Source organism: Serratia sp. BNK-10 (assembly GCF_047456065.1).
Taxonomy (GTDB): domain Bacteria; phylum Pseudomonadota; class Gammaproteobacteria; order Enterobacterales; family Enterobacteriaceae; genus Serratia; species Serratia ureilytica.
On the sequence record NZ_CP179894.1, the window covers coordinates 515,690 to 542,689 of the forward strand.

Below are 27,000 nucleotides of genomic sequence, written 5' to 3' on the forward strand. Positions count from 1 at the left end.
AAACTCTCAGGTTCAGCATGACAACTAATTATATTTTTGTGACCGGCGGGGTCGTATCCTCTCTGGGTAAAGGCATTGCCGCAGCCTCTCTGGCGGCTATTCTTGAAGCCCGTGGCCTCAACGTTACCATCATGAAACTGGACCCGTACATCAACGTGGATCCGGGCACCATGAGCCCGATTCAGCATGGGGAAGTTTTCGTCACCGAAGACGGCGCAGAAACCGATCTGGATTTGGGTCACTACGAGCGCTTCATCCGCACCAAAATGTCGCGTCGCAACAACTTCACCACCGGCCGCATCTACTCCGACGTGCTGCGTAAAGAACGCCGCGGCGACTATCTGGGCGCGACCGTGCAGGTCATTCCGCACATCACCAACGCGATCAAAGAACGCATCATCGAAGGCGGCGAAGGCCACGATGTGGTGCTGGTGGAAATCGGCGGCACCGTCGGCGATATCGAATCGCTGCCGTTCCTCGAAGCCATCCGTCAGATGGCGGTGGAAGTGGGCCGCGAGCACACCCTGTACATGCACCTGACGCTGGTGCCGTACATGGCGGCGGCGGGCGAAGTGAAAACCAAGCCGACCCAGCATTCCGTAAAAGAGCTGCTTTCCATCGGTATTCAGCCTGATGTGCTGATTTGCCGTTCCGACCGCGCGGTTCCTGCTAACGAACGCGCGAAAATCGCGCTTTTCTGCAACGTGCCGGAAAAAGCGGTTATCTCTCTGAAAGACGTTGATTCTATTTATAAAATCCCAGGCCTATTGAAATCTCAGGGGCTGGACGATTATATTTGTAAACGATTCAGCCTGAACGCGCCGGAAGCCAACCTGGCCGAATGGGAACAGGTGATCTACGAAGAAGCCAATCCGGGCGGCGAAGTGACCATCGGTATGGTCGGCAAATACGTTGAGTTGCCGGACGCCTACAAGTCGGTGATCGAAGCGCTGAAGCACGGCGGGCTGAAAAACCGTCTGACCGTGAACATCAAGCTGATCGACTCGCAGGACGTGGAAACCCGCGGCGTGGAAGTGCTGAAAGGGCTGGACGCGATCCTGATCCCGGGCGGCTTCGGCTACCGCGGCGTGGAAGGCAAAGTGATGACCGCACGCTATGCGCGCGAGAACAACATTCCTTACCTGGGCATTTGCCTGGGCATGCAGGTGGCGTTGATGGAGTTCGCTCGCAACGTGGCGGGGATGGAGAACGCCAACTCCACCGAGTTTATGCCAGACTGTAAGTACCCGGTGGTGGCGTTGATCACCGAATGGCGCGATGAAGACGGCAACGTCGAAGTGCGCAGCGAAGAAAGCGATTTGGGCGGCACGATGCGCGTAGGTGGCCAACAGTGCAACCTGAGCGACAACAGCCTGGTGCGTCAGCTGTACGGCGAACCGACCATTGTCGAGCGTCATCGTCACCGTTACGAAGTTAACAACATGCTGTTGAAGCAGATCGAAGCCGCAGGGCTGCGTGTCGCCGGTCGTTCCGCCGACAACAAGCTGGTCGAGATCATTGAACTGCCGAATCACCCGTGGTTTGTGGCCTGTCAATTCCACCCGGAATTTACATCGACGCCGCGTGATGGGCATCCGCTGTTCGCCGGCTTCGTGAAAGCCGCAGGCGAGCATCAGAAGCGCCAGGTGAAATAAAATATTTGGTAGGCGGCGCGCGGTGAGAACCGCGCGCTGTTTGTCTGGAGTTTTAGTTTAACTTGTACTGAGGAAAACCTAATGTCCAAAATCGTTAAAGTCATCGGTCGTGAAATCATCGACTCCCGCGGTAACCCGACTGTTGAAGCCGAAGTTCATCTGGAAGGCGGTTTCGTCGGCCTGGCTGCTGCGCCGTCAGGTGCTTCTACCGGTTCCCGCGAAGCGCTGGAACTGCGTGACGGTGACAAGTCTCGTTTCCTGGGTAAAGGCGTACTGAAAGCCGTTGCTGCAGTAAACGGTCCGATTGCTCAGGCAGTACTGGGTAAAGATGCCAAAGACCAGGCGAACATCGACAAGATCATGATCGAGCTGGACGGCACCGAAAACAAATCCAACTTCGGCGCCAACGCCATTCTGGCGGTTTCCCTGGCAGCAGCGAAAGCGGCCGCAGCCTCTAAAGGCATGCCGCTGTACGAGCACATCGCTGAACTGAACGGCACCCCAGGCAAATTCTCCATGCCACTGCCGATGATGAACATCATCAACGGCGGCGAGCACGCTGACAACAACGTCGACATTCAGGAATTCATGATTCAGCCGGTTGGCGCGAAGACCCTGAAAGAAGCGGTGCGCATCGGTTCCGAAGTGTTCCACCACCTGGCGAAAGTTCTGAAAGCCAAAGGCATGAACACCGCCGTGGGCGACGAAGGCGGCTACGCGCCAAACCTGGGTTCCAACGCCGAAGCGCTGGCGGTTATCGCTGAAGCGGTAAAAGCGGCGGGCTACGAGCTGGGCAAAGACGTCACTCTGGCGATGGACTGCGCGGCTTCCGAATTCTACAAAGACGGTAAATACGTGCTGGCCGGCGAAGGCAACAAAGCCTTCACTTCCGAAGAGTTCACTCACTTCCTGGAAGAGCTGACCAAACAGTACCCAATCGTGTCTATCGAAGACGGCCTGGATGAATCCGACTGGGCGGGCTTCGCTTACCAGACCAAAGTGCTGGGCGACAAAATTCAGCTGGTGGGCGACGACCTGTTCGTGACCAACACCAAGATCCTGAAAGAAGGCATCGAGAAAGGCATCGCTAACTCCATCCTGATCAAGTTCAACCAGATCGGTTCTCTGACCGAAACGCTGGCGGCTATCAAGATGGCGAAAGACGCCGGCTACACTGCGGTGATCTCTCACCGTTCCGGTGAAACCGAAGACGCAACCATCGCCGACCTGGCGGTAGGGACTGCAGCTGGCCAGATCAAAACCGGTTCCATGAGCCGTTCTGACCGCGTTGCCAAGTACAACCAACTGATCCGCATCGAAGAAGCGCTGGGTGACCGTGCGCCGTTCAACGGCCTGAAAGAAGTTAAAGGCCAGTAAGTTCGACCGATTCGGTTGCTAAATAAAAACCCGCCGCGGCGGGTTTTTTTATGGCTGACGTCCCGATGTTAAGCCTGCTTTATTTATTAACAATCGCTGCGTTTACCCTAATAAATTTATTGTGCAGTTTTCTTGCCGGTTTTTATATTCCGTTTTTATTTGCTTTATAATTATTCGTTACTAGACTGCCAATAAGGCGGCGTTATTTTTTTCTTGCCGTTAAATATCGCCATCATCGTAATGCGTTCTTTCATACTGCCGGGGTTCGGCTGGGGGAGGGCCAGATGCGACAGCGAGTCGTCATTGTCGGCGGTGGAACCGGCGGCACCATGCTAGCCAATCTGCTGGCCGTGAAATTGCACAGGGAAATTCTCAATAATAAAGTTGAGTTATTAATGATTTCGGATTCGCCGCTGCATTATTACAAGCCGGCGTTTATGTATGTTGCATTCAATAATTTTTTCAAGCAGGAGCTCACGCGTTCACAGCGGAGTTTATTGCGGCCGGAAATACAGTTTGTCGTCGATAAAGCGGAATCTTTTGATTTAAAACAGCGGTATATCATTACGCAAAGCGGCAAGCATTATCCGTATGACTTCCTGGTTTTCGCCACCGGCTGCGTGCCCTGGCCGGAGCGCATCGAAGGGTTGGCGCAGGCGGGCGATCATTTCTACCAGTATCAGGCCGCGCGGCGGTTGGCGCATAAGCTGGCGACGATCGAGAAAGGCCGCATTTTCATCACCGTGTCCTTCCCTGAAACGCCTAATGTGCCCCATCAGTGCGGCATCGCGCCGATTGAAACCACCCTGATGCTGGACGACTACCTGCGGCGGCGCGGCGTGCGCAAGGCGGTGGAGATCGTTTATACCTACCCAACCATTTCTCAACTGCTGCGCAACTGTCTGTTTTTACAGCGCCCGACCGGCGAAGCGCTACCCGCTATTTTTGCCGCGCGCGACATTCGCCACCAGCGTGGGTTTACCCTCAGCCGGGTGGACGCTCAGCGCAACATCGCCTATTCCGCCGAGGGGGAAGAACAGCCGTTCGACATTCTGATGGCGACGCCGCCCATCCGTGCAGTGGAGGCGGTGCGCAATACCGGGTTGAGCGAGAGCCAAAACGGCGAAGGCTGGCTGCCGACCGATCATCAAACGCTGCAGGTCTACGGCCAGCAGGGGGTGTATGTCATAGGCGATACCGTGGATTTGCCGGTCAGCAAGGCCGGCGGCTCTTGCCATAATCAGGCGCCGGTCATTGCCGACAACATCGTGGCGGAAATGCGGCTGGGCCAAACCGTGAGCCATTATGACGGCAAGGTGCAGGCGGTCGCGCAAATGGGGCTGAATGCCGGCATGCCGCTGGTGTACGACTACCGTCACGACGTGCTGCCGACGCCCGCCACCAAGGCGGGCGGCATGCTGCGCAACGGGTTCAACCGCGGCCTTTACTGGGCCACGGTAAGGGGGCTGATATGACGGAAAGCACGGTGCACGCGGCTGACCTGCAATCATTGGCGGCGTTGCTCGAGAAACTGCAGCCGCTGCTGGCGGGCGGCCGTTTGGATAACGTGGTCGATCTGTTGTCGCTGCTGTCGGACGCGGTGGACATCGCCGACAACGCGCTGGTGGAGAAACTGGCCGGCGTCTTTGAAGGTTTGGTGACCATCGGTTGGGAAGGCGGAACGGCGCTGCAGATGGCGCACAGCGAGCTGCAATTGAATCCTCCGCCGGCCAGTTTTCGCGCGCTGTACGCCTTGCTGAAGCAGCCGGATACCCTGCTGGGGTTGACGCTGCTGCTGCGTACTTTACAAATCATCGGCCAGCGCACGCGAGACAGCGCATTGCCGCCGGCCCTTTCGGATGAATCAAAAAATTAAGCTTCACCCACTCAGGTAAGGAGTTGTGTTATGTCCGCTACAGCAGTTGGCCACGACTTTGCCACCCGGGCTATTCATTACGGCTACGATCCGCAGCGGTATCAGGGGGCACTGTCTCCGCCGGTGTTTATGAGCTCTACGTTTGCTTTTCCCACTGCGGAATACGGCGGCGCCTGCTTTGCCGGCACCGAGCCGGGGTACTTTTACTCGCGCATCGCCAATCCGACGTTAAACCTGCTCGAGCAACGCATCGCCAACCTGGAGGAGGGGGAGGCGGCGGTGGCGTTCGCTTCCGGCATGGGGGCGATCACCGCCTGTTGCTGGACGCTGCTCAGACCGGGCGATGAGCTGATTGTCGACGAAACCGTGTATGGTTGCACCTTCAGCTACTTTCATCATGGCCTGGCGCACTTTGGCGTCAAGATAACCCACGTTGATCTGACCCGGCCGGAGCGGCTGGCGGCGGCCATTGGACCGCGTACCCGCCTGGTGTATTGCGAAACGCCGGCCAATCCCAATATGCGTTTGATCGATATCGCCGCCGTGGCGGAGATTGCCCATCGGCATCAGGCGCTGTTGCTGGTGGACAACACCTATTGCACGCCCTATCTGCAGCGGCCTTTGGCGCTAGGCGCCGATATCGTGGTGCACTCGGCGGCCAAGTACCTCGGCGGACACGGCGATCTCCTGGCCGGAATAGCGGTGACGCGTCAGGCGTTGGCCGAAGCGATCCGTCTGGAGGGGCTAAAGGACATGACCGGGGCGGTACTGTCGGCGCAGGATGCCGCGCTGGTGCTGCGCGGGATGAAAACCCTGCCGCTGCGCATGGATCGTCATTGCGATAACGCGCAGCGCCTGGCGGAGATGTTGGCGGAGCATCCGGCGGTCGAGCGGGTATATTACCCCGGCCTGGCGAACTTCCCGCAGCATGCGTTGGCGCAGCGGCAAATGGCGCGCCCCGGCGGCATGCTGGCGTTTGAGCTACGGGGCGGCTTGCGTGCGGGCATTCGTTTCCTCAACGCGCTGCAGCTCATCTTGCGCGCGGTCAGCCTGGGCGATTGCGAAAGCCTGGCGCAGCACCCGGCCAGCATGACGCACTCGGCCTACACGCCGGAAGAGCGAAAACGGCACCACATCAGCGAGGGGCTGGTGCGGTTGTCCGCCGGGCTGGAGGCGTTTGACGATCTGCAGGCGGATATCCTGCAGGCGTTGGCGCAGGCGCAATAAAAAACCCGCCGCAGCGGGTTTTAGCAGAAGCGAGCGTTACATCTGTTGCGTCGCCGCGGTCACCGGCGAACCGCCGCCTTTCTTGCGCACCCACAGCCAGTAAGCCACGGTGAGTAAAGCGATCCACACCAGCCCGACGTACAGCGCGATGCGGCTCTCTTCGAAATAGCCGAGCAGGCCGATGACGAACGCCATAAAGGCGGTCGCCAATGCCGGCGCCACCGGCCACCACGGCACCGGGAAGCTCAACTGGCGCGTTTCTTCCGGCGACAGCGTGCGGCGCATGACGATCTGCGACAGCAGGATCATCAGCCACACCCAGACGGTGGCGAAGGTGGCGATCGAAGCGATGATCATGAAGACCTTCTCCGGGATCAGGTAGTTGAGCACCACCGCCAACAGCAGGGCGACCGACATCACCAGCACCGTCATCCACGGCACGCCGCTGGCGGTCAGTTTGGTGAAGCTGCGCGGCGCCTGGCCGTCCTGCGCCATGCCGTACATCATGCGGCCGGCGCCGAAGATATCGCTGTTGATGGCCGAAATGGCGGCGGTGATCACTACCACGTTCAGCACGTTGGCGGCGGAGCTGATGCCGAGGTTGCTGAAGATCTCAACGAACGGGCTGCCGTTCTGGCCGATGCTGTTCCACGGATAGATCGCCATCAGCACCGTCAGCGTCAGCACGTAAAACAGCAGGATGCGCACCGGCACGGCGTTGATCGCCTTCGGCAGCACTTTGGCGGGGTCTTTCGCCTCGCTGGCGGTAATGCCGATGATCTCGATGCCGCCGAAGGCGAACATCACCACCGCCAATGACGCGACCACGCCGCCGATGCCGTTAGGCATAAAGCCGCCGTGTTGCCACAGGTTGCTGATGCCGGTGGCGTGCTGGGTTTGCCCGAAACCGAACAGCATCACCGCTGCACCGCCGACGATCATCGCCACGATGGCGGCGACCTTGACCAGCGACAGCCAGAACTCCAGCTCGCCGAAGACCTTGACGCTGCACAGGTTGAGCGCGCCGATAAACAGGATGATGCTGAGCACCCAAACCCACTGAGCGACGTCCGGGAACCACAGCCCCATATAGATGCCGAAGGCGGTGACGTCCGCCAGGGCGACGATCACCATTTCGAAGGTGTAGGTCCAGCCGGTGAGGAACCCGGCCAGCGGGCCGAGATAGTGGCTGGCGTAGTGGCCGAACGAGCCGGAAACCGGCTGATGCACCGCCATTTCACCCAGCGCGCGCATCACCATGAATACCGCCGCGCCGCCCACCAGATAGGCCAGCAGCACCGCCGGGCCAGCCAGTTGGATGGCGCCGGCGGAGCCGTAGAACAGGCCGGTGCCGATCGCCGAGCCGAGAGCCATGAAACGGATATGCCGCGCGTTTAGTCCGCGTCTGAGTTGTGTCGTTTCGTTACGCATGTTGTTTCCCGTTAAGTGTTTGCCGAACAGGCACGCGCTGCCCGCACCGGGTGGAACGCACCCGGCGTGGCAGAACAAACTGCGTGATTCAGTGTGTGATGATTATGCCTGGCTAGGCAGCAGCGCCGCAGGCAGCAGCGATGTCAGGTGACCGGCCGCCAAGAGTTGGCTGGCGGCTTCAATGTCGGGGGCGAAGAAACGATCCTTGTCGTAGAAACTGACATGCTCGCGCAGCAGACGGCGCGCCTGCTCCAGACCTTCCGAGGTCTTCAGGCCGTTGCGGAAATCCAGGCCCTGGCAGGCGGCCAGCCATTCGACCGCCAGAATGCCGCGCACGTTGTCCGCCATGCTCCACAGACGGCGACCGGCGGCCGGCGCCATGGAGACGTGGTCTTCCTGGTTGGCGGAGGTCGGGATGCTGTCGACGCTCGACGGATGCGCCAGCGCTTTGTTTTCGCTGGCCAGCGCCGCGGCGGTGACCTGAGCGATCATGAAGCCGGAGTTCACGCCGCCGTTTTCCACCAGGAACGGCGGCAGTTGCGACATGTGTTTGTCCATCATCAGCGAGATGCGGCGTTCGGACAGCGAACCGATTTCGGCAAACGCCAGCGCCAGGTTATCGGCGGCCATCGCTACCGGTTCGGCGTGGAAGTTGCCGCCGGACAGCACGTCGCCCTGTTCGGCGAACACCAGCGGGTTATCGGAGACGGCGTTGGCTTCGATTTCCAGCACCTCGGCGGCCTGGCGGATCTGCGTCAGGCAGGCGCCCATTACCTGCGGCTGGCAGCGCAGGGAGTAAGGATCCTGCACTTTTTCGCAGTTGCGGTGCGAGTCGGAGACTTCGCTGCGCGCGCCGAGCAGGTGGCGGTAGGCGAGGGCGGCGTCGATCTGGCCGCGCTGGCCGCGCACCTCATGGATACGCGCATCGAACGGGCTGCGGGAGCCCAGCGCCGCTTCCACCGTCAGGCTGCCCGCCACGGTCGCGGCGGCGAACAGGTCTTCCGCGTCGAACAGGCCGCGCAGCGCGAAGGCGGCGGAGACCTGAGTGCCGTTCAGCAGCGCCAGGCCCTCTTTCGCCGCCAGCGTCAGCGGTTTCAGACCGGCCTTGGCCAGCGCTTCGGTCGCCGGCAGCCATTGGCCCTGATGACGCGCCTGGCCTTCGCCCAGCAGCACCAGGCTCATGTGCGCCAGCGGCGCCAGGTCGCCGGAGGCGCCGACCGAGCCCTTCAGCGGGATATGCGGATAAACTTCGGCGTTGACCAGCGCGATCAGCGCCTGGATGACTTCCAGACGAATGCCGGAGAAGCCGCGCGACAGGCTGTTGATTTTCAGCACCATGATCAGGCGCACCAGATTGTCGTCGGTGGGCTCGCCCACGCCGGCGGCGTGTGACAGCACGATCGAACGCTGCAGGTTTTCCAAATCGTCGCGGGCGATGCGGGTCGAAGCCAGCAGGCCAAACCCGGTGTTGATGCCGTAAGTGGTGCGGTTTTCTTCAACGATGCGTTCCACGCAGGCCACGCTCTGCTGGATAGGGCCGTAGGCGTTGTCGTCCAGCGTCAGCGTCACCGGGTGTTGATACACGTCGCGTAGCTGGGCCAGCGTCAGTTTGCCAGGGCGAATAGTCAGCGCTTTCATGCTTTTTCTCCTTGGGTCGCGGCAACCATCGGCAGGTTCAGGCCTTGCTCGCGGGCGCAGTCGATAGCGATATCGTAACCGGCGTCGGCGTGACGCATGACCCCGGTAGCCGGGTCATTGTGCAGGACGCGGGCGATGCGCTCGGCGGCTTCGTCGGTGCCGTCGCAGACGATAACCATGCCGGAGTGTTGGGAGAAGCCCATGCCGACGCCGCCGCCGTGGTGCAGGGAAACCCAGGTGGCGCCGCTGGCGGTATTCAGCAGCGCGTTCAGCAGCGGCCAGTCGGAAACGGCATCGGAGCCGTCTTTCATCGCTTCGGTTTCACGGTTCGGGCTGGAAACGGAGCCGGAATCCAGGTGGTCGCGGCCGATGACGATCGGAGCGGACAGTTCGCCGCGGCGCACCATCTCGTTGAACGCCAGGCCCAGCTTGGCGCGCTGGCCGAGGCCAACCCAGCAGATGCGCGCCGGCAGGCCCTGGAAGCTGATGCGCTCGCGCGCCATGTCCAGCCAGCGGTGCAGGTGCTCGTCATCCGGGATCAGCTCTTTCACCATGGCGTCGGTTTTGTAGATGTCCTGCGGATCGCCGGACAGCGCCGCCCAGCGGAACGGCCCGATGCCGCGGCAGAACAGCGGACGGATGTAGGCCGGCACGAAGCCCGGGAAGTCGAAGGCGTTGTCGACGCCGGTTTCTTTCGCCATCTGGCGAATGTTGTTGCCGTAGTCGAAGGTCGGCACGCCCATCTGCTGGAACGCCAGCATGGCTTTGACGTGATCGGCCATCGATTGCTTGGCGGCGGCGACCACTTTGGCCGGCTCGGTTTGCGCGCGCTGGCGATACTCTTCCCAGCTCCAGCCCTTCGGCAGGTAGCCGTTCAGCGGATCGTGGGCGCTGGTCTGGTCGGTGACCATGTCCGGGCGCACGCCGCGGCGCACCAGCTCAGGCAGGATTTCCGCCGCGTTGCCGCACAGAGCGATGGAGATGGCTTTGCCTTCTGAGGTGTATTTCTTGATGCGGGCCAGCGCGTCGTCCAGATCTTTGGCCTGCTCATCGACGTAGCGGGTTTTCAGACGGAAATCGATGCGGCTCTGCTGACATTCGATGTTCAGCGAGCAGGCGCCCGCCAGCGTCGCGGCCAGCGGCTGCGCGCCGCCCATGCCGCCCAGACCGGCGGTCAGCACCCAGCGCCCCTGCAGGCTGCCGTCGTAGTGCTGGCGGCCCGCTTCGACGAAGGTTTCATAGGTGCCCTGAACGATGCCCTGGCTGCCGATGTAGATCCAGCTGCCGGCGGTCATCTGGCCGTACATCGCCAGGCCTTTGGCGTCCAGCTCGTTGAAGTGTTCCCAGGTTGCCCAGTGCGGCACCAGGTTGGAGTTGGCGATCAGCACGCGCGGCGCGTTGCTGTGGGTTTTGAAGACGCCGACCGGTTTGCCGGACTGCACCAGCAGGGTTTCGTCTTCTTCCAGCGTTTTCAGGGTTTCGACGATCTTGTCGTAGCAATCCCAGTCGCGCGCGGCGCGGCCGATGCCGCCGTACACCACCAGCTCGTGTGGGTTCTCCGCAACTTCAGGATCGAGGTTGTTCATCAGCATGCGTAACGGCGCTTCGGTCAGCCAGCTTTTTGCGTTTAATTGTGTGCCGCGTGGCGCGCGTACATCGACATTGCGAACTTTGTTATTTGTAGTCACAGCAGTTTCCTCAAACAGTATCGGTGCAGATTCCATGCCGCGGTGGGGATGAGTACCACGGCATAACAATGCGTAGGGCTTATTAACATATACTTGTATGTACAAGCATATGCAACACTGACCAGTTGCCGCTGAAAAGTGGCATAAGAAAAAGTTATTTTCTTTTTATATCAGGTTGATATGCGATTTTTTATCGCCGGTCTCAGGTACGGAAAGCCGGAGAAAAGTGAGCTGTTCGGCAAAAATGAATTAAAGTTGACTCATTTTTGGGCGGCTAGTCACAATATTTTTACAGTCTGATTACAGTTGACGGCGGAGGATAAAAAAGCCCTATCACCGCAGGAAGAAAGCCCGCCTTGGGCGGGCTTGCAAGGGTCAGGCGGCCGGCTGCAGCGTCGGTTTGCGGCTCATCTTGCACACCGTGGCGATGGCGGCGATCAGCGCCGGCACGCACAGGAACATCAGGATGCTCTGCACTTCCCACTGCATAGCCAGCAGTTGGGCACCCATCATGGTGCCGGCGACGCCGCCGAAGCGGCCGATGCCCTGCATCCAGGCGATGCCGGTGGCGCGGCTGTGGGTCGGGTAGAAGGTCGCCGCCAGCGTTTGCAGCCCGGACTGCGCGCCGTTCATGGTGACGCCCATCAGGAAGATGAAGGCGCCCAGCAGCACGATCTGTTTATCCTCGGTGGCCATCGCCACGATCAGCAGGGCGGTGACGACAAAGCCGCTCGAGACCACTTTGTGCGCATTCCAGCGGTCCATCAACCAGCCGGCCACCAGGATGCCCAGCGTGCCGCCGAAGGTGAACAGCGAGGTGAGCATCGCCGATTGCTCCAACTGATAGCCCAATCCCTGCATCAGGATTGGCATCCAGCTCAGCAACACGTAGTAGATCACCAGCCCCATAAAGTATGTCAGCCACAGCATCAGCGTGCCGAGCAGGTAAGGGCGGCTGAACAGCAGGCCGACGCTGGTCTTGGTCTGCGCCAGCTTCTCTTCGTACAGATAAAAACGCGTCACGCCGTCGAGGCTCCGGCTAACGAAGCGCTGCGCGATGCGCTTGATCTTCGCCGCATCCTGGCCGCGGTTAACCATATATTTAACCGACTCCGGCAGCAGCAGGATCAGCAGGACAGTCAATACCAGCGGCGCGATGGCGCCGAGCAGCAGCACGCTGTGCCAGCCGTAGTTCGGGATCAGCCACGATGAAATGGCGCCGCCGCCGGCCGCGCCCAGCGGAAAACCGCAGTACATGGTGTTGATCGCCAGCGAACGGCAGCGCTGCGGCGCGTATTCGGAGATCAAGGTAATGGCGTTGGGCATCGCCGCCCCCAGCCCGAGACCGGTGAGGAAGCGCCACAGCGTAAGGCTGTTGAGCGAACCGGCGTAGGCGGTGGCCAGGCTCGACAGGCCGAAGAACAGGCAGGAAAACACCAGCACGCGCTTGCGGCCGATGCGGTCGGAGATCGGCCCGGCGATCAGCGCGCCGAGCGACAGCCCCAGCAGCGCAGCGCTCAGCACCGGCCCCAGATCCTGCTTCACGATGCCCCAGTCTTTGGCGACCGAGGGGGCGATATAGCCCATGGCGGCGGTATCGAAACCGTCGATGGCGAGGATCAGAAATCCGAGAATGATCAGTGTCCAGTGAAACAGCGAAAACTTGCTGTCGTCGATGGCCTGTTGAATGTTTAACTCGCTGGTGGAATGAGTCATGGCACCCTCTAAACGCAGATGTAGTCGTGATGGATGGAACGTGGCCGAAACTGGCGCTCGGCTTGTGTTTGCTTGTATATACATCTGCGCGTCGGCGCTTTATGTCAAATATAATTATCTTATTTGTTAACTGTGTGTTGTTTTCTGTGGAGCAGGTTGCACCGCCGATGAAAGGCCAAAGACCGGTTAACAAATTAAATGAACGCCATTGGCGGTGAGATATGCTGACGGCGGCGCGGAGGATAAAATTTAATACAATTTTGGCCGTTTGGTCGCCGGGCCGGAATCTGCGATAATCGCTTTTTACTTTTCCAGATTGAGAAACCGATGCAGTACCCGATCAACGAGATGTTCCAAACCTTGCAGGGCGAAGGCTTTTTCACCGGCGTTCCGGCCATTTTCATCCGCCTGCAGGGCTGCCCGGTAGGGTGCAGCTGGTGCGACACCAAACATACCTGGGAAAAGGAAGCCCATCGGGAAGTCGACCTGCAACGGATCCTGGTCAAAACAGAAGAGAGCGACGCCTGGGGCAATGCCGGCGCCGAGCAGCTGTTGGCGGTGATGCGCCAACAAGGTTACACCGCGCGCCATGTGGTGATCACCGGCGGTGAACCCTGCATCTACGATCTGGCGCCGTTGACCGAGCTGTTCGAACAGCACGGCTACCGTTGCCAGATTGAAACCAGCGGCACCCACGAAATTCGCTGCTCCGCCAACACCTGGGTGACGGTTTCGCCCAAGGTGAATATGCGCGGCGGCATGAAGGTGCTGGATCAGGCGCTGCGGCGCGCCGACGAGGTGAAGCATCCGGTGGCGCGCGAGCGCGATATCGAGGCGCTGGATGCGCTGCTGGCGACGCTGCAGGACGATAAGGCGCGCATTATCGCGCTGCAGCCGATCAGCCAGAAAGAAGAGGCGACCCGCCTGTGCATCGAAACCTGCATTGCGCGCAATTGGCGGCTGTCGATGCAGACCCACAAATATCTGAATATCGCCTGAGTTTTTTATTGGCCGCAGGCCTTCGAACGGGACGGGAGTTACGGTGAAAATTGTATCGCGTGCATTCGAGGCGGTGACGGAAGCGGAATTGCGGTCGATTCGCTCGCTGTTGTCCGACGCTTTCCCCGAGATAACCGACGGATTTTATCGGCGGCAGGTGCCGGCTTGCCTGGTGACCGCCACGGAAGGCGAGGCGATCGTCGGCCAACTGGCGGTGCATGAGCGGCCGGTGTTGATTGACGGTGAGGCCGAGGTGATCGGCATCATCGGGCTGGTGGCCGTGGCACACACGCATCGGCGCCGCGGCGTGGCCGCAAACATGCTGGTGAAGGCGCATGACTATTTGCGCAGTAAAGGGATCGCGTATTCCATACTGTTTGCGGTAAGCGAAAAGTACTATACCGGCGCCGGCTATCGGGCGATGGAAAACGAGACGGCGTTCATTGAGGATGGCGAGAGCAAAACGTTTGTCTATCGCGGGGGAATGGCGCTGAGCCTGTCGGAAAGGCCCTGGACGGCGCGGCGCTTGGATCTGCAAGGCGAGGTAGTGTGAGGGTATCTGCACATACCCTCACGGCATCAACCTTTATATACGCATCCCGCTGTACAGGTCTCTTTCACCATCACCGCAGTCAGTTCCGGTAACTGGGGCTTGAGCTGCTGCCAAATCCAGGCGGCGAGCACTTCGCTGGTGGGATTTTCCAATCCTGGAATATCGTTCAGATAATGGTGATCCAGCCGCTCCCAGATCGGGGAAAACACAGCCTTGAGCTCGGCGAAATCCATCACCCAACCGGTGTGGGGATCCACTTCACCGGTCACTTCCAGACGCACCATAAACGAATGCCCATGCAGACGGCCGCATTTGTGGCCCTCCGGCACATGCGGCAAACGGTGTGCGGCTTCAAACTGAAAATCTTTAAACAGCGTGGTTGCCATTATTACGGCCTCATTGACTCAAAAACCGCCGCATAGTACCGGAAAGCGCGTCTGCTTGCCATTTATACCGTTATGGTCTACCGCCACGGCAAACGCATCCGGTTAACACTTTTTTTGTTTGGTGTCTGCGGCACCTATCGGCTGGGGTTATGAGCCGAAATGTTGAACGGTGAAAAAATGATGAAAAAAAGTGCTTTATTTTCATCTGGATAAAAAACTTTGTTTAACGGTTTAAGCGTTATCCCTTACCAGAAAAACAGCTTAGTCATTTTGGTTATGATTTATTGCTATCCCTTATTTAATCGTTGCTATTCTGCTCGGTAACCTTACAAACTCTCTTGATCTTTTCCGCACACCCGACGCAGCGAAGAGACAGCGACTGACACTGGCGCGCGCCTGGCAGGAAAGGCGCTAAGTATAGGAAATAAGTACAGCAATGACGACTCAGGCTCCTCCAACATCTTTGCTCCCGCTGACGCCCGAACAGCTGGCACGCCTGCAGGCGACGATCGGCGACTATTCGCCGACGCAGCTGGCGTGGCTGTCCGGTTATTTTTGGGGCATGGTCAATCAACAGCCAGGAGCCGTGGCCATTGCGCCCGCCGCCCCTGCCGCCGCCGGCATCACCATCATTTCCGCTTCGCAGACCGGCAATGCGCGCCGCCTGGCGGAGCAGCTGCGCGACGATTTGCTGGCCGCCAATCTGAACGCCACGCTGATCAGCGCCGGCGACTACAAATTCAAACAGATAGCGCAAGAGCGCCTGCTGGTGATCGTCGCCTCCACGCAAGGGGAAGGCGAGCCGGCGGAAGAAGCGGTGGCGCTGCATAAATACCTGTTCTCGAAAAAGGCGCCGAAGCTGAGTGACACCGCGTTTGCGGTGTTCGGGCTGGGCGACACCTCTTATGAGAATTTCTGTCAGTCCGGTAAAGATTTCGACGCCAAGTTGGCCGAACTGGGCGCCGAGCGCCTGGTGGAGCGCGTGGATGCCGACGTGGAGTATCAGGAACTGGCCGCCGCCTGGCGCAAACAGGTGGTGTCGGTGCTGAAGGCGCGCGCGCCGGCGGAAAGCGCCGCGCCGGGCGCGTTGGCCAGCGGCGCGGTCGACCTGATCGACAGCAGCCCGTACAGCAAGGAACAACCGCTCACCGCCCAACTGGCGGTCAAGCAGAAAATTACCGGCCGCGCGTCCGATAAAGACGTGCGCCATATCGAGATCGATTTGGGCGATTCGGGCCTGCGCTACCAGCCTGGCGATGCGCTCGGCGTATGGTTCGACAACGATCCGGCGCTGGTGGACGAATTGGTGCAGCTATTGTGGCTGAAAGGCGACGAACCGGTCGAGGTGGAAGGGCAAACCCTGCCGCTGGCGCAGGCGCTGCGCAGCCATTTCGAACTGACGCAGAACACCACGCCGATCGTCGATAAATACGCCGCGCTGTCGCGCGACGAAAAGCTGATCGGTCTGTTGGTGGATAAAGCCGCGCTGCAGCAGTATGCGCACAACACGCCGATCGTCGACATGGTGCGCCAGGCGCCGGCGGATCTGAGCGCCGAACAGCTGGTCGGGCTGCTGCGTCCGCTGACGCCGCGCCTGTACTCCATCGCCTCTTCACAGGCGGAAAATGAGAACGAAGTGCACATCACCGTGGGCGTCGTGCGTTACGACATCGACGGGCGCGCTCGCAGCGGCGGCGCCTCCGGTTTCCTGGCGGACCGCCTGGAGGAGGACGGCGACGTGCGGGTGTTTATCGAGCACAACGACAACTTCCGTCTGCCGGCCAACCCGGAAACGCCGGTGATCATGATCGGCCCGGGCACCGGCATCGCGCCGTTCCGCGCCTTTATGCAGCAGCGCGACGCTGACGGCGCCGGTGGCAAAAACTGGCTGTTCTTCGGCAACCCGCACTTTACCGAAGATTTCCTGTACCAGGTTGAATGGCAGCGCTACGTGAAAGACGGCCTGCTCACCCGCATCGATCTGGCCTGGTCCCGCGACCAGCAACATAAAATATACGTACAAGACAAACTGCGCGAACAGGGCGCGGAAGTGTGGCGCTGGATTCAGGAAGGCGCGCACATTTACGTCTGCGGCGATGCCAATCGCATGGCGAAAGACGTGGAACACACATTACTGGAACTGGTGGCCGAGCACGGTGGCATGGATACCGAGCAGGCGGATGAATTTTTAAGTGAGCTGCGCCTTGAGCGCCGTTATCAGCGAGATGTTTACTGATGAGTGATAAACACCCCGGGCCTTTGGTAGTCGAAGGCAAACTGGCCGATGCGGAGCGCATGAAGAAGGAGAGTAACTTCCTGCGCGGCACCATCGCCGAAGATTTGAACGACGGCCTGACCGGCGGCTTCAACGGCGACAACTTCCTGCTGATCCGTTTTCACGGCATGTACCAGCAGGATGATCGTGACATTCGCGCCGAACGCGCCGAGCAGAAGCTGGAGCCGCGCCACGCCATGATGCTGCGTTGCCGCCTGCCGGGCGGCGTCATCAGCCCGCAGCAGTGGCTGGGCATCGACAAGTTCGCGCAGGAGAGCACGCTGTACGGCAGCATTCGCATCACCAACCGCCAGACGTTCCAGTTTCACGGCATCCTGAAAGGCAACGTCAAACCGGTGCACCAGTTGCTGAATCGCCTGGGGCTGGACGCGCTGGCGACCGCCAACGACGTGAACCGCAACGTGCTGTGCACCTCCAACCCGGTGGAGTCCGAGCTGCATCAGGAAGCCTACGAGTGGGCGAAGAAGATCTCTGAACACCTGCTGCCGCGCACCCGCGCCTACGCAGAGGTGTGGCTGGATCAGGAAAAGGTGGCCACCACCGACGAAGAGCCGATTCTGGGGCCGACCTACCTGCCGCGCAAATTCAAAACCACGGTGGTGATCCCGCCGCAGAATGACGTCGATCTGCACGCCAACGACATGAACTTCGTGGCGATCGCCGAAAACGGCAAGCTGGTGGGCTTCAACCTGCTGGTGGGCGGCGGGCTGTCCATTGAGCACGGCAACAAGAAAACCTACGCGCGGCAGGCCAGCGAGTTCGGCTACATTCCGCTCGAGCATACGCTGGCGGTGGCGGAAGCGGTGGTCACCACGCAGCGCGACTGGGGCAACCGCACCGACCGCAAGAACGCCAAGACCAAATACACGCTGGAGCGCGTTGGCGTGGACGTTTTCCGCGCCGAAGTGGAAAAGCGCGCCGGCATCACCTTCGCGCCGATCCGTCCGTATGAATTCACCGGCCGCGGCGATCGCATCGGTTGGGTGAAGGGCATCGACGATCAGTGGCATCTGACGCTGTTTATCGAGAACGGCCGCCTGCTGGACTATCCGGGGCGCCCGCTGAAGACCGGCATGGCGGAGATCGCCAAGATCCATAAAGGCGACTTCCGTCTGACGGCGAACCAAAACGTGATCATCGCCGGCGTGCCGGAAAGCGAGAAGGCCAAGATCGACGCCTTGGCGCGCGATCATGGCCTGATCGACGACCAGATCAGCGAGCAACGCAAGAACTCGATGGCCTGTGTGTCGTTCCCGACCTGCCCGCTGGCGATGGCGGAGGCCGAGCGCTTCCTGCCGCAGTTCGTCACCAAGGTTGAGGAGATCATGCATCGGCACGGGATGGGCGACGAGCATATCGTGCTGCGCATCACCGGCTGCCCGAACGGCTGCGGCCGCGCGCTGCTGGCGGAGCTGGGGCTGGTGGGCAAGGCGGTCGGCCGCTATAACCTGCATTTGGGCGGCAACCGCGAAGGCACGCGCATTCCGCGCATGTACCGCGAAAACATCAACGAAGACGAGATCCTGAGCGAGACCGACCTGCTGGTGGGGCGCTGGGCGAAGGAGCGCAACGCCGGCGAAGGCTTCGGCGACTTCACCGTTCGCGCGGGCATCGTCAAACCGGTGCTGGATCCGGCGCGAGATTTCTGGGAGTGAGGCCGGGCGGCCCCTGGGCAGAGGGGCCGCACAGGTAATTTCAAGTATCAGGAGAGACAACATGGCTGAATTCGATCTGGCGGCGCTGAACGCGTTGCCCAAATCCGGGCAGGCGCTGGCATTGGCGGTGGTCAACGGCCAGCTGGAGAGCCTCAGCGCCGAACAGCGCGTCGAATGGGCGCTGGAGCATCTGCCCGGCGAGTTCGTACTCTCATCCAGTTTCGGCATTCAGGCGGCGGTATGTCTGCACCTGGTGACGCGCATCCGGCCGGATATCCCGGTGATCCTGACCGACACCGGTTACCTGTTCCCGGAAACCTACCGCTTTATCGATCAACTGACCGACCAGCTGAAGCTGAATCTGCAGGTGTTCCGCGCCGAACAGTCTCCCGCCTGGCAAGAGGCGCGCTACGGCAAACTGTGGGAGCAGGGCGTGGAAGGCATTGAAAAGTATAACCAGATCAATAAGGTCGAGCCGATGAACCGCGCGCTGGAGACGCTGGGCGCGCAGAGCTGGTTCGCCGGCCTGCGGCGCGAACAGTCCGGCAGCCGCGCCAATCTGCCGGTGCTGGCGGTGCAGCGTGGGGTGTTCAAGATCCTGCCGATCATCGACTGGGACAACCGCAAGATTTACCAGTATTTGACCGAACACGGGCTGAGCTACCACCCGTTGTGGGAGCAGGGCTACCTGTCGGTAGGCGATACCCACACCACCCAAAAGTGGGAGCCGGGCATGAGCGAGGAAGAGACGCGCTTCTTTGGCCTGAAGCGCGAGTGCGGTCTGCACGAAGGCTAAACGACGCGAATGACATCACAGGGCTCAGCAATGCTGGGCCCTGTTTTTTTACGGGCTACTTTTTCTTCTGCGCTTTCGGCGGGTGCGCCTGCGCCAGCTCTTTGATCAAGGGCAGCAGGATCTGCACGCTGTCGCGGCTGCGTTTGTCGATCCGCCCCGGCAGGTAGCGATCCAGATACTGCAGGTTGTCGTACTGCGGGCGGTGCCAGGTGATGCCCTGCGGGAAGTGCGGGCTGACGGCACGCTGCTGGTAACCGTCCTTGTCGCCCAGCGACCAGTTGGTGGCCTCCACTGACAATACCGGGATGCCTGCGGCGTCGAACACCTCTTGATCGGAACAGCAGCCGGTGCCTTGCGGATGCTGCGTATTGCCTGGGTTGGTGGCGGCGGCGATGCCGTAGCGGTGGGCGATATCCAGTGCGCGATCGCGGGAGCGCTTCGCCATCTGCGGCGGCGTGTTGCGCCCGGCGTTGAAGTACAGACGATCGCCGGTGATCAGGCTGTCGAGGTTGATCACCAGCACGGTGTTGCTTTTCTCTTCCGCGCTCATGCGCTGCAGGTAGTTCTGCGCGCCCAGCGAACCGATCTCTTCAGCGCTGGTGGCGACGAAGCGCAGGCCGTAGGCGGTGGGGATATCCTTCAGGCGTTCCGCCAGCTCCAGCATTACGCCGATGCCGGAGGCGTTGTCGTCGACGCCCTGCAGCGTCAGGCCGCCGAGATTGTTATCCAGATCCTCGTCGCTCTGCGGCGTATAGGTGTCGAAGTGGGCGACGATCACGACCTGTTTCGGGCTGCTGCCGTTGCGGGCGGCGATCACCGAGCTGGCGGTGACGTTATTCCAGTTCTTCTTGCCGTCTTTGCTGGTGTAGAGATAGCGCGTATTGACGCTGCGAATGTCGCTTTGGTAACCCATCTTGCCGAACTGCTGCTTGAGATAGTCGGCGGTGAGCAATTCTGCCGGGCTGCCCGCCATGCGGCCGGGGAAGTAAGTGGCGATGTGGCGGGTCTGTTCGGCGGCGAAACGGCCCATTGGCGCGTCTTTTACGGGCTGTGCGGCACAAACGCTGAAGACGCCGCCGAGTGCGAGGGCCAGCAGGCTGGTCTTCAGGTAAAAACGGGAAAACATACCGAAAAATCCTTCTTTGCTATCGGCGCTGCCGATCATTTTTCTTCGGCGCCCAGTATGAGACGACGGGCGGCATTACACAATTTCCCTGTCTCTTAATTTTCGCGCGAACGCGCAAATCGCCGTCGCGATGAGCATGGTTTGCCTCCTGCGCTGCGGCCTATATTCCATAAAGGAACTAATCATTCCTTTTCGTCATTTCAGAGGCTAAATCTCAGCCCGTATAGTCACACTATCTTTCTGTTATATGAAAAGGCTGTTGTGGACTATCTACCAATATTCGCCGACCTGAAACAACGTCCGGTGCTGGTCGTTGGCGGTGGGGACGTGGCGGCGCGCAAAGTCTCCCTGCTTCAGCGCGCCGGGGCTGAAATACGGATAGTTGCGCAGTCGCTCTCACCGGAACTGGAACAACAACGTCAGCAAGGGCGGGTGCTCTGGCTGGGGAAAACCTTTGATCCGCAGCAGCTGGACGACGTGTTTCTGGCGATCGCCGCCACGGACGACAATGCGCTGAACGCCGCGGTGTTCGCCGAGGCGGATAAACGCCGGGTGCTGGCCAACGTGGTGGACGATCAGCCGCGCTGTTCGTTCATCTTCCCGTCGATCATCGATCGCTCGCCGCTGGTGGTCGCCGTATCGTCCAGCGGCCAGGCGCCGGTGCTGGCGCGGTTGCTGCGCGAAAAGCTGGAGGCGTTGCTGCCCGCCAGTTTGGGGCAGATGGCGCAGGTGGCGGGCCGCTGGCGCGGCCAGGTCAAACAGCGGTTGGCTTCGATCGGCGAACGTCGCCGTTTCTGGGAAAACACCTTCGGCGGCCGTTTCGCCACGCTGGTGGCCAACGGCCAGACGGCGCAGGCGGAACGCCAGCTGGAGCAGGATTTACACCGCTTCGCCGCAGGCGATGAGGGCGCCCAGGGCGAGATAGCGCTGGTGGGCGCCGGGCCGGGCGACGTGGGGCTGTTGACCCTGCGCGGGCTGCAGGTGATGCAGCAGGCGGACGTGGTGCTGTATGACCATCTGGTCAGCGGCGAAATCCTCGATCTGGTGCGCCGCGACGCCGAGCGCATCTGCGTGGGCAAGCGCGCCGGCGCGCACTCGGTGATCCAGGAAGAGACCAATAGGCTGCTGGTGGAACTGGCGCAGCAGGGCAAGCGCGTGGTGCGCCTCAAGGGGGGCGATCCGTTCATCTTCGGCCGCGGCGGCGAAGAGCTGCAGGTGGCCGCCGCCGCCGGCATTCCGTTCCAGGTGGTGCCGGGCGTCACGGCCGCCGCGGGGGCGACCGCCTACGCCGGCATTCCGCTGACGCACCGCGACCACGCGCAGAGCGTGACCTTTATCACCGGCCACTGCCGCCCCGACGGCGATGGCCTGGACTGGGCCGATCTGGCGCGGGCGCGGCAGACGCTGGCTATCTACATGGGCACCATGAAGGCGGCGGACATCAGCCAGCGCCTGATCGCCCACGGTCGCGACGCCGCGACGCCGGTGGCGGTGATCAGCCGCGGCACGCGCGCCGATCAGCAGGTGCAGATCGGCACGCTGGAACAACTGGAATATCTGGCCCAACGGGCGCCGTTGCCGGCGCTGCTGGTGATCGGCGAAGTGGTGGAACTGCACCACCAAATCGCCTGGTTCGGGCATCAATCGCAGACGGAAGGGGCCGCGCGCCCGGCCGTCGTGAATTTGGCATAGGCAAGGCTTTTAAGGACCTGTTATGGACGAAAAACGACTCACTCATTTGCGGCAATTGGAGGCGGAGAGTATCCATATCATCCGTGAAGTCGCCGCTGAATTCGCCAACCCGGTGATGCTGTATTCCATCGGCAAAGACTCTTCCGTGATGCTGCACCTGGCGCGTAAGGCGTTCTTCCCCGGCACGCTGCCATTCCCGCTGCTGCACGTCGATACCGGCTGGAAATTCCGCGAAATGTACGAATTCCGCGATCGCACCGCGAAGGAGTACGGCTTCGAGCTGCTGGTGCATAAAAACCCGGAAGGGGTGGCGATGGGCATCAACCCGTTCGTGCACGGCAGCGCCAAGCATACCGACATCATGAAAACCGAGGGCCTGAAGCAGGCGTTGAACAAGTACGGTTTCGACGCCGCCTTCGGCGGTGCGCGGCGCGACGAGGAGAAATCGCGCGCCAAAGAGCGCATCTATTCGTTCCGCGATCGCTTCCACCGCTGGGATCCGAAAAACCAGCGGCCGGAGCTGTGGCACAACTACAACGGCCAGATCAACAAAGGGGAGAGCATCCGCGTCTTCCCGCTGTCGAACTGGACCGAGCTGGATATCTGGCAGTATATCTTCCTGGAAAACATCGACATCGTGCCGCTGTATCTGGCGAAACCGCGCCCGGTGGTGGAGCGCGACGGCATGCTGATGATGGTGGACGACGATCGCATCGATCTGCAGCCGGGTGAAGTGATCAGCCAGCGCATGGTGCGTTTCCGCACCCTGGGGTGCTGGCCGCTGACCGGCGCGGTGGACTCGCAGGCGCAAACCCTGCCGGAGATCATCGAAGAAATGCTGGTCTCCACCACCAGTGAACGCCAGGGGCGGATGATCGATCGCGATCAGTCTGGCTCGATGGAGCTGAAAAAGCGTCAAGGGTATTTCTAAGGAGCCGCCGGATGAATAACGCAATTGCACAACAAATCGCTGACCAGGGCGGCGTCGAGTCTTATCTGCACGCGCAGCAGCACAAGAGCCTGCTGCGCTTTCTGACCTGCGGCAGCGTCGACGACGGCAAAAGCACCCTGATCGGTCGCCTGCTGCACGATACCCGCCAGATCTACGAGGATCAGCTATCGACGCTGCACAGCGACAGCAAACGCATCGGCACCCAGGGCGAGAAGCTCGATCTGGCGCTGCTGGTGGACGGTCTGCAGGCCGAGCGCGAGCAGGGCATCACCATCGATGTGGCCTATCGCTACTTCTCGACCGAAAAACGCAAGTTTATCATCGCCGATACCCCGGGGCATGAGCAGTACACCCGCAACATGGCCACCGGTGCCTCTACCTGCGATCTGGCGATCCTGCTGATCGACGCGCGTAAAGGGGTGCTGGATCAGACTCGCCGCCACAGCTTTATCGCTACCTTGCTGGGCATTCGCCATCTGGTGGTCGCGGTAAACAAAATGGATCTGGTGGACTATCAGGAAGCGGTGTTCGAGCAGTTCAAACAGGATTACCTGACCTTCGCCCAGCAGCTGCCAGGCGATCTGGACATCAAGTTCGTGCCGCTGTCGGCGTTGGACGGCGACAACGTGGCGAGCGAAAGCGCCCATATGCCGTGGTACAGCGGCCCGACGCTGCTGGAAGTGCTGGAGAGCGTTGACGTGGTCAGCGAGCGAGAAAACCAGGCGCTGCGCTTCCCGGTGCAGTACGTCAACCGCCCGAACCTCGATTTTCGCGGCTATGCCGGCACGCTGTCCGCCGGCGTGGTGCGGGTGGGGCAACGCATCAAAGTGCTGCCTTCCGGCGTGGAGTCCAGCGTGGCGCGCATCGTGACCTTCGACGGCGATCTGCCAGAGGCAGTGCCGGGCGAAGCGATTACGCTGGTGCTGAAGGATGAAGTGGACATCAGCCGGGGCGATCTGCTGGTCGACGCCGGCGAAAGTCTGCAGGCGGCGCAGAGCGCGCTGGTAGACGTGGTATGGATGGCCGAGCAGCCGCTGGTGCCGGGCCAGAGCTACGACATCAAGATCGCCGGTAAAAAGACCCGCGCGCGCGTGGAGAGCATCCGTCATCAGGTGGAGATCAATACGCTGGCGCAGCATCCGGCCGACACGTTGCCGCTCAACGGCATCGGATTGGTGGAGCTGACCTTCGACGAACCGCTGGTGCTGGACAGCTACCAGAGCAATCACGACACCGGCGGGCTGATCTTCATCGATCGCATGAGCAACGTCACGGTGGGTGCCGGGCTGGTGCGTGAAACGCTGCAGGCCGCATCGGCGGCGCGCGGCGAATTCAGCGCCTTCGAGCTGGAGCTGAATGCGCTGGTGCGCAAGCACTTCCCGCACTGGGGCGCGCGCGATCTGCTCGGTGGCCGATAAGGTGGCCGCTGAACTGAGGGCGACCGGGCCGGACGATGAGAACGTGGTTTGGCATCCGCACGCGGTGACGCGCGCGGATCGCGAAGCGCGCAACGGCCATCGCGGCGCGGTGCTGTGGTTTACCGGGCTGTCCGGTTCGGGCAAATCCACCGTCGCCGGCGCGCTGGAGCAGGCGCTGCATGGGCTCGGCGTCAGCACCTACCTGCTGGACGGCGATAATGTGCGCCACGGCCTGTGCCGCGATCTCGGCTTCTCCGACGAGGATCGGCGCGAGAACATTCGCCGGGTGGGGGAAGTGGCCAAGCTGATGGTGGACGCCGGGCTGGTGGTGCTGACCGCATTCATTTCGCCGCACCGCGCCGAACGGCAGATGGTGCGTGAGATGCTCGGCGACGATCGCTTTATCGAGGTGTTTGTCGATACGCCGTTGGCGATCTGCGAGGCGCGCGATCCGAAGGGATTGTATAAGAAAGCGCGCGCCGGCGAGCTGCGCAATTTCACCGGTATCGACGCGGTTTACGAGGCGCCGCAGCAGCCGGAAATCCACCTTGATGGCCAACAATTGGTAACAAATTTGATTGCGCAATTGTTAGACGTGTTGCGTGGTCAGGCTATTATCAAACCCTGAATTCAAAAAAAGCGTGTGGCGTTTTTCGCCATGCGCTTTTTACTCTAAGCCGCCGCAGAGCGAGCCGAATAACCAGGGATCACTATGCAAAATGTCACGCCTATCTTGATCGACTCCAAGCAGTCAAAACAGGAGAAAGAGGAGCCTTCTTATTCTTTCCTGGGCGGCGTCAGCGGCTTTGTTTTCTACTGGCTGGCGTTCGCGTTGCCGTTTTTGGTTTACGGTTCCAATACGCTGTTTTTCCTGCTTTATACCTGGCCATTCTTCCTGGCGCTAATGCCGCTGTCGGTGCTGATCGGCATCACTCTCAGCATGCTGCTGCGCGGCCGTTTGATCTTGACGCTGCTGCTGACCGGCGCCGTTGTGCTGTGCCTGTTCTGGCTGGTGTTCAGCTTCCTGACCGGGTGGTGAGAGAGTGGGCGCCGAGGCCGGCGCCCGCAGGATTGCAAAGCCGTGCCGAAGGTTACAAAACTTTGCTCAAAAATGCCTGAGTGCGCGGATTGGACGGGTGACTGAAGATCTGCTGCGGCTGCCCCTCTTCCTGAATGATCCCCTGATCGATAAACAGTACCCGGTCGGCCACCTCGCGGGCAAAGCCCATCTCATGCGTGACGACCACCATGGTCATGCCCTCATGGGCCAGCGATTTCATCACCGCCAACACTTCGCCCACCAGCTCCGGATCGAGCGCTGAGGTCGGTTCGTCGAACAGCATGATTTTCGGCTCCATCGCCAGCGCGCGGGCGATCGCTACCCGCTGCTGCTGGCCGCCGGACAGGCTGTTGGGATAGGTGTCGATTTTGTCGAGCAGGCCGACCTTGCGCAGCAGCTGTTCCGCTTGCGCGATGGCTTCGGCGCGCGGCAGTTTTTTCACGCTGACCGGCGCCATGATGATGTTTTCCAACACCGTCATGTGCGGGAACAGGTTAAAGCGCTGGAACACCATGCCCACGCTTTCACGCATCTTGTTCAGGTCGGTTTTCTGATCGTGGACGGCGAAGCCATTCACCTCTATCTCGCCGCCGGAGAGCGTTTCCAGCGCGTTGATGCAGCGCAGGAAGGTGCTTTTACCGGAGCCGGAGGGGCCGATGACGCACACCACTTCGTTGGCGGCGATCCGGCAGGAAATGCCGCGCAGCACGTGGCTTTCACCGAACTGTTTTTGCAGGTTATGTACGCGAATCACTTTTACCGAACCTCTTTTCCATGTGTTGCACCAGCAGCGATAGCAGGAAGGTGATGACCCAATAGACCAGCGAAATGGTCAGGTAGGGCTCCCAATAGGTGGCGTAGGCGCCGGAGACGGTGCGGGCGGCATAGGCCAGATCCGCCAGGCCGATGGCGGAGGCCAGCGACGAATCCTTGACGATGGCGATGGCGTTGTTGCCCAGCGGCGGCAGCATGCGCCGGAAGGCTTGCGGCAAGATAACCTGTCGCATGGTCTTGCCGTAGCTCATGCCCAACGAGCGGGATGCTTCCATCTGGCCGCGGTCGATCGATTGGATCCCGGCGCGGAAGATCTCCGACACATAGGCGCCGGCGTTGAGTGTGATCGCCACCACGCAGGAGAGAAAGGCGCCGTAGTCGGCGCGCAGCGCGCGGGCGAAGTCGACGCTCATCAGGCCGCTGGTGACCAGCAGGCCGTCGCGCGGGTTGATGAACAGCGGCACCAGCGCAAAGTGCACCACCATGATCTGCACGAACAGCGGGGTGCCGCGAAAGGCGCTGATGTAGATACGTACCGGCCACTGAACGCCGTAATGCAGGATGGGTTTCCAGATGCCGTGCGGCGCCTGCGCCAAGCGCCCCAGACCGAGGATCAATCCCCAGGTGGTGCCCAGCAGCACGCAGATAATGGTGCATTTGATGGTCATCCAGGCGCCTTCCATAA

23 protein-coding genes are annotated in these 27,000 nt (G+C 60.8%); 15 read left to right on the forward strand and 8 right to left on the reverse strand.

From position 1 onward, the window contains the following. Nucleotides 1-17 precede the first annotated feature (17 nt). The 5 genes from pyrG (at nt 18) to ACMGG9_RS02425 (ending at nt 6,135) form a co-directional block, all read left to right on the forward strand. Nucleotides 18-1,655, forward strand: coding sequence for a glutamine hydrolyzing CTP synthase (gene pyrG / locus ACMGG9_RS02405; protein ID WP_004932674.1), 1,638 nt, complete (start codon nt 18-20; stop codon nt 1,653-1,655). Nucleotides 1,656-1,736: 81 nt separating this feature from the next. Further along, entirely contained in the window at nt 1,737-3,032 is a 1,296-nt protein-coding gene (eno, locus tag ACMGG9_RS02410; RefSeq protein ID WP_004932670.1) for a phosphopyruvate hydratase, read from the forward strand. A gap of 284 nt (nt 3,033-3,316) precedes the next feature. Then, nucleotides 3,317-4,507: an FAD/NAD(P)-binding oxidoreductase gene (locus ACMGG9_RS02415; RefSeq protein WP_096241898.1), complete on the forward strand. Its 1,191-nt coding sequence runs from the start codon at nt 3,317-3,319 to the stop codon at nt 4,505-4,507. Next, nucleotides 4,504-4,908, forward strand: a complete 405-nt coding sequence (locus ACMGG9_RS02420; protein ID WP_080280870.1) for a hypothetical protein — start codon at nt 4,504-4,506, stop codon at nt 4,906-4,908. Before ACMGG9_RS02415 ends, ACMGG9_RS02420 begins: the two co-directional genes overlap by 4 nt. Nucleotides 4,909-4,938: 30 nt before the next feature. Beyond that, complete coding sequence (locus tag ACMGG9_RS02425) at nt 4,939-6,135, forward strand: methionine gamma-lyase (protein ID WP_414161887.1); 1,197 nt, start codon at nt 4,939-4,941, stop codon at nt 6,133-6,135. Nucleotides 6,136-6,171: 36 nt separating this feature from the next. Here ACMGG9_RS02425 and ACMGG9_RS02430 read toward each other — a convergent pair whose 3' ends face one another. The 4 genes from ACMGG9_RS02430 to ACMGG9_RS02445 form a co-directional block, all read right to left on the reverse strand. Further along, nucleotides 6,172-7,566, reverse strand: coding sequence for an amino acid permease (locus ACMGG9_RS02430; protein WP_033651653.1), 1,395 nt, complete (start codon nt 7,564-7,566; stop codon nt 6,172-6,174). A gap of 102 nt (nt 7,567-7,668) precedes the next feature. Then, the gene (hutH, locus tag ACMGG9_RS02435) at nt 7,669-9,204 is read right to left on the reverse strand and encodes a histidine ammonia-lyase (protein ID WP_025301604.1); all 1,536 of its coding nucleotides are present in this window, start codon (nt 9,202-9,204) and stop codon (nt 7,669-7,671) included. After that, nucleotides 9,201-10,892, reverse strand: a complete 1,692-nt coding sequence (hutU, locus tag ACMGG9_RS02440) for a urocanate hydratase (RefSeq protein ID WP_025159649.1) — start codon at nt 10,890-10,892, stop codon at nt 9,201-9,203. Before hutU ends, hutH begins: the two co-directional genes overlap by 4 nt. 375 nt (nt 10,893-11,267) lie before the next feature. Next, nucleotides 11,268-12,608, reverse strand: coding sequence for an MFS transporter (locus ACMGG9_RS02445; RefSeq protein WP_033641877.1), 1,341 nt, complete (start codon nt 12,606-12,608; stop codon nt 11,268-11,270). A gap of 327 nt (nt 12,609-12,935) precedes the next feature. On the opposite strand from ACMGG9_RS02445, the gene queE reads away from it, so the two are divergent. Together queE and ACMGG9_RS02455 are read left to right on the forward strand one after the other, a co-directional pair. Further along, a complete protein-coding gene (gene queE / locus ACMGG9_RS02450; protein WP_033641878.1) occupies nt 12,936-13,607 on the forward strand; it encodes a 7-carboxy-7-deazaguanine synthase QueE in 672 nt (223 codons plus the stop codon). 43 nt (nt 13,608-13,650) lie between these two features. Next, nucleotides 13,651-14,160 carry a GNAT family N-acetyltransferase gene (locus ACMGG9_RS02455; RefSeq protein WP_049866645.1) on the forward strand — a complete coding sequence of 170 codons (510 nt, stop codon included), beginning with the start codon at nt 13,651-13,653 and terminating at the stop codon, nt 14,158-14,160. A gap of 26 nt (nt 14,161-14,186) precedes the next feature. Here ACMGG9_RS02455 and queD read toward each other — a convergent pair whose 3' ends face one another. Continuing rightward, nucleotides 14,187-14,546, reverse strand: coding sequence for a 6-carboxytetrahydropterin synthase QueD (gene queD / locus ACMGG9_RS02460; protein ID WP_004932638.1), 360 nt, complete (start codon nt 14,544-14,546; stop codon nt 14,187-14,189). A gap of 436 nt (nt 14,547-14,982) precedes the next feature. On the opposite strand from queD, the gene cysJ reads away from it, so the two are divergent. The 3 genes from cysJ (at nt 14,983) to ACMGG9_RS02475 (ending at nt 19,293) form a co-directional block, all read left to right on the forward strand. Next, nucleotides 14,983-16,782, forward strand: a complete 1,800-nt coding sequence (gene cysJ / locus ACMGG9_RS02465) for an NADPH-dependent assimilatory sulfite reductase flavoprotein subunit (RefSeq protein WP_414161888.1) — start codon at nt 14,983-14,985, stop codon at nt 16,780-16,782. Next, complete coding sequence (gene cysI / locus ACMGG9_RS02470; RefSeq protein WP_197752279.1) at nt 16,782-18,497, forward strand: assimilatory sulfite reductase (NADPH) hemoprotein subunit; 1,716 nt, start codon at nt 16,782-16,784, stop codon at nt 18,495-18,497. Before cysJ ends, cysI begins: the two co-directional genes overlap by 1 nt. Before the next feature lie 61 nt (nt 18,498-18,558). Further along, nucleotides 18,559-19,293, forward strand: coding sequence for a phosphoadenylyl-sulfate reductase (locus tag ACMGG9_RS02475; RefSeq protein ID WP_033641881.1), 735 nt, complete (start codon nt 18,559-18,561; stop codon nt 19,291-19,293). Nucleotides 19,294-19,348: 55 nt separating this feature from the next. Here the strand turns inward: ACMGG9_RS02475 and ACMGG9_RS02480 are convergent, their stop codons facing one another. Next, entirely contained in the window at nt 19,349-20,419 is a 1,071-nt protein-coding gene (locus ACMGG9_RS02480; protein WP_414161889.1) for an aminopeptidase, read from the reverse strand. 261 nt (nt 20,420-20,680) lie between these two features. Here ACMGG9_RS02480 and cysG point away from each other — a divergent pair, with 261 nt between their 5' ends. From cysG to ACMGG9_RS02505, 5 genes are all read left to right on the forward strand, one after another. Further along, a complete protein-coding gene (gene cysG / locus ACMGG9_RS02485) occupies nt 20,681-22,111 on the forward strand; it encodes a siroheme synthase CysG (protein WP_108680188.1) in 1,431 nt (476 codons plus the stop codon). A gap of 22 nt (nt 22,112-22,133) precedes the next feature. Continuing rightward, nucleotides 22,134-23,042 (forward strand): sulfate adenylyltransferase subunit CysD, encoded by a 909-nt coding sequence (gene cysD / locus ACMGG9_RS02490; protein ID WP_033641883.1) that lies wholly within the window; start codon nt 22,134-22,136, stop codon nt 23,040-23,042. Between the two features lie 11 nt (nt 23,043-23,053). After that, nucleotides 23,054-24,481 (forward strand): sulfate adenylyltransferase subunit CysN, encoded by a 1,428-nt coding sequence (cysN, locus tag ACMGG9_RS02495; protein WP_414161890.1) that lies wholly within the window; start codon nt 23,054-23,056, stop codon nt 24,479-24,481. Then, nucleotides 24,420-25,109 (forward strand): adenylyl-sulfate kinase, encoded by a 690-nt coding sequence (cysC, locus tag ACMGG9_RS02500; protein ID WP_079656228.1) that lies wholly within the window; start codon nt 24,420-24,422, stop codon nt 25,107-25,109. Before cysN ends, cysC begins: the two co-directional genes overlap by 62 nt. 84 nt (nt 25,110-25,193) lie before the next feature. Continuing rightward, nucleotides 25,194-25,520 carry a DUF3561 family protein gene (locus tag ACMGG9_RS02505; RefSeq protein WP_033641885.1) on the forward strand — a complete coding sequence of 109 codons (327 nt, stop codon included), beginning with the start codon at nt 25,194-25,196 and terminating at the stop codon, nt 25,518-25,520. Nucleotides 25,521-25,572: 52 nt separating this feature from the next. Here ACMGG9_RS02505 and ACMGG9_RS02510 read toward each other — a convergent pair whose 3' ends face one another. Together ACMGG9_RS02510 and ACMGG9_RS02515 are read right to left on the reverse strand one after the other, a co-directional pair. Continuing rightward, nucleotides 25,573-26,295, reverse strand: a complete 723-nt coding sequence (locus tag ACMGG9_RS02510) for an amino acid ABC transporter ATP-binding protein (RefSeq protein WP_089196591.1) — start codon at nt 26,293-26,295, stop codon at nt 25,573-25,575. Next, nucleotides 26,279-26,998: an amino acid ABC transporter permease gene (locus ACMGG9_RS02515; RefSeq protein ID WP_042706788.1), complete on the reverse strand. Its 720-nt coding sequence runs from the start codon at nt 26,996-26,998 to the stop codon at nt 26,279-26,281. Before ACMGG9_RS02515 ends, ACMGG9_RS02510 begins: the two co-directional genes overlap by 17 nt. Between the last annotated feature and the right edge of the window lie 2 nt (nt 26,999-27,000).

What these genes read in the sequence shown, in the direction of transcription:
- pyrG (WP_004932674.1), top strand. Translation starts at nt 18, where the DNA reads ATGACAACTAATTATATTTTTGTGACCGGCGGGGTCGTATCCTCTCTG.
- eno (WP_004932670.1), top strand. Translation starts at nt 1,737, where the DNA reads ATGTCCAAAATCGTTAAAGTCATCGGTCGTGAAATCATCGACTCCCGC.
- ACMGG9_RS02415 (WP_096241898.1), top strand. Translation starts at nt 3,317, where the DNA reads ATGCGACAGCGAGTCGTCATTGTCGGCGGTGGAACCGGCGGCACCATG.
- ACMGG9_RS02420 (WP_080280870.1), top strand. Translation starts at nt 4,504, where the DNA reads ATGACGGAAAGCACGGTGCACGCGGCTGACCTGCAATCATTGGCGGCG.
- ACMGG9_RS02425 (WP_414161887.1), top strand. Translation starts at nt 4,939, where the DNA reads ATGTCCGCTACAGCAGTTGGCCACGACTTTGCCACCCGGGCTATTCAT.
- ACMGG9_RS02430 (WP_033651653.1), bottom strand. Translation starts at nt 7,566, where the DNA reads ATGCGTAACGAAACGACACAACTCAGACGCGGACTAAACGCGCGGCAT.
- hutH (WP_025301604.1), bottom strand. Translation starts at nt 9,204, where the DNA reads ATGAAAGCGCTGACTATTCGCCCTGGCAAACTGACGCTGGCCCAGCTA.
- ACMGG9_RS02445 (WP_033641877.1), bottom strand. Translation starts at nt 12,608, where the DNA reads ATGACTCATTCCACCAGCGAGTTAAACATTCAACAGGCCATCGACGAC.
- queE (WP_033641878.1), top strand. Translation starts at nt 12,936, where the DNA reads ATGCAGTACCCGATCAACGAGATGTTCCAAACCTTGCAGGGCGAAGGC.
- queD (WP_004932638.1), bottom strand. Translation starts at nt 14,546, where the DNA reads ATGGCAACCACGCTGTTTAAAGATTTTCAGTTTGAAGCCGCACACCGT.
- cysJ (WP_414161888.1), top strand. Translation starts at nt 14,983, where the DNA reads ATGACGACTCAGGCTCCTCCAACATCTTTGCTCCCGCTGACGCCCGAA.
- cysI (WP_197752279.1), top strand. Translation starts at nt 16,782, where the DNA reads ATGAGTGATAAACACCCCGGGCCTTTGGTAGTCGAAGGCAAACTGGCC.
- ACMGG9_RS02475 (WP_033641881.1), top strand. Translation starts at nt 18,559, where the DNA reads ATGGCTGAATTCGATCTGGCGGCGCTGAACGCGTTGCCCAAATCCGGG.
- ACMGG9_RS02480 (WP_414161889.1), bottom strand. Translation starts at nt 20,419, where the DNA reads ATGTTTTCCCGTTTTTACCTGAAGACCAGCCTGCTGGCCCTCGCACTC.
- cysD (WP_033641883.1), top strand. Translation starts at nt 22,134, where the DNA reads ATGGACGAAAAACGACTCACTCATTTGCGGCAATTGGAGGCGGAGAGT.
- cysN (WP_414161890.1), top strand. Translation starts at nt 23,054, where the DNA reads ATGAATAACGCAATTGCACAACAAATCGCTGACCAGGGCGGCGTCGAG.
- cysC (WP_079656228.1), top strand. Translation starts at nt 24,420, where the DNA reads ATGCGCTGGTGCGCAAGCACTTCCCGCACTGGGGCGCGCGCGATCTGC.
- ACMGG9_RS02505 (WP_033641885.1), top strand. Translation starts at nt 25,194, where the DNA reads ATGCAAAATGTCACGCCTATCTTGATCGACTCCAAGCAGTCAAAACAG.
- ACMGG9_RS02515 (WP_042706788.1), bottom strand. Translation starts at nt 26,998, where the DNA reads ATGGAAGGCGCCTGGATGACCATCAAATGCACCATTATCTGCGTGCTG.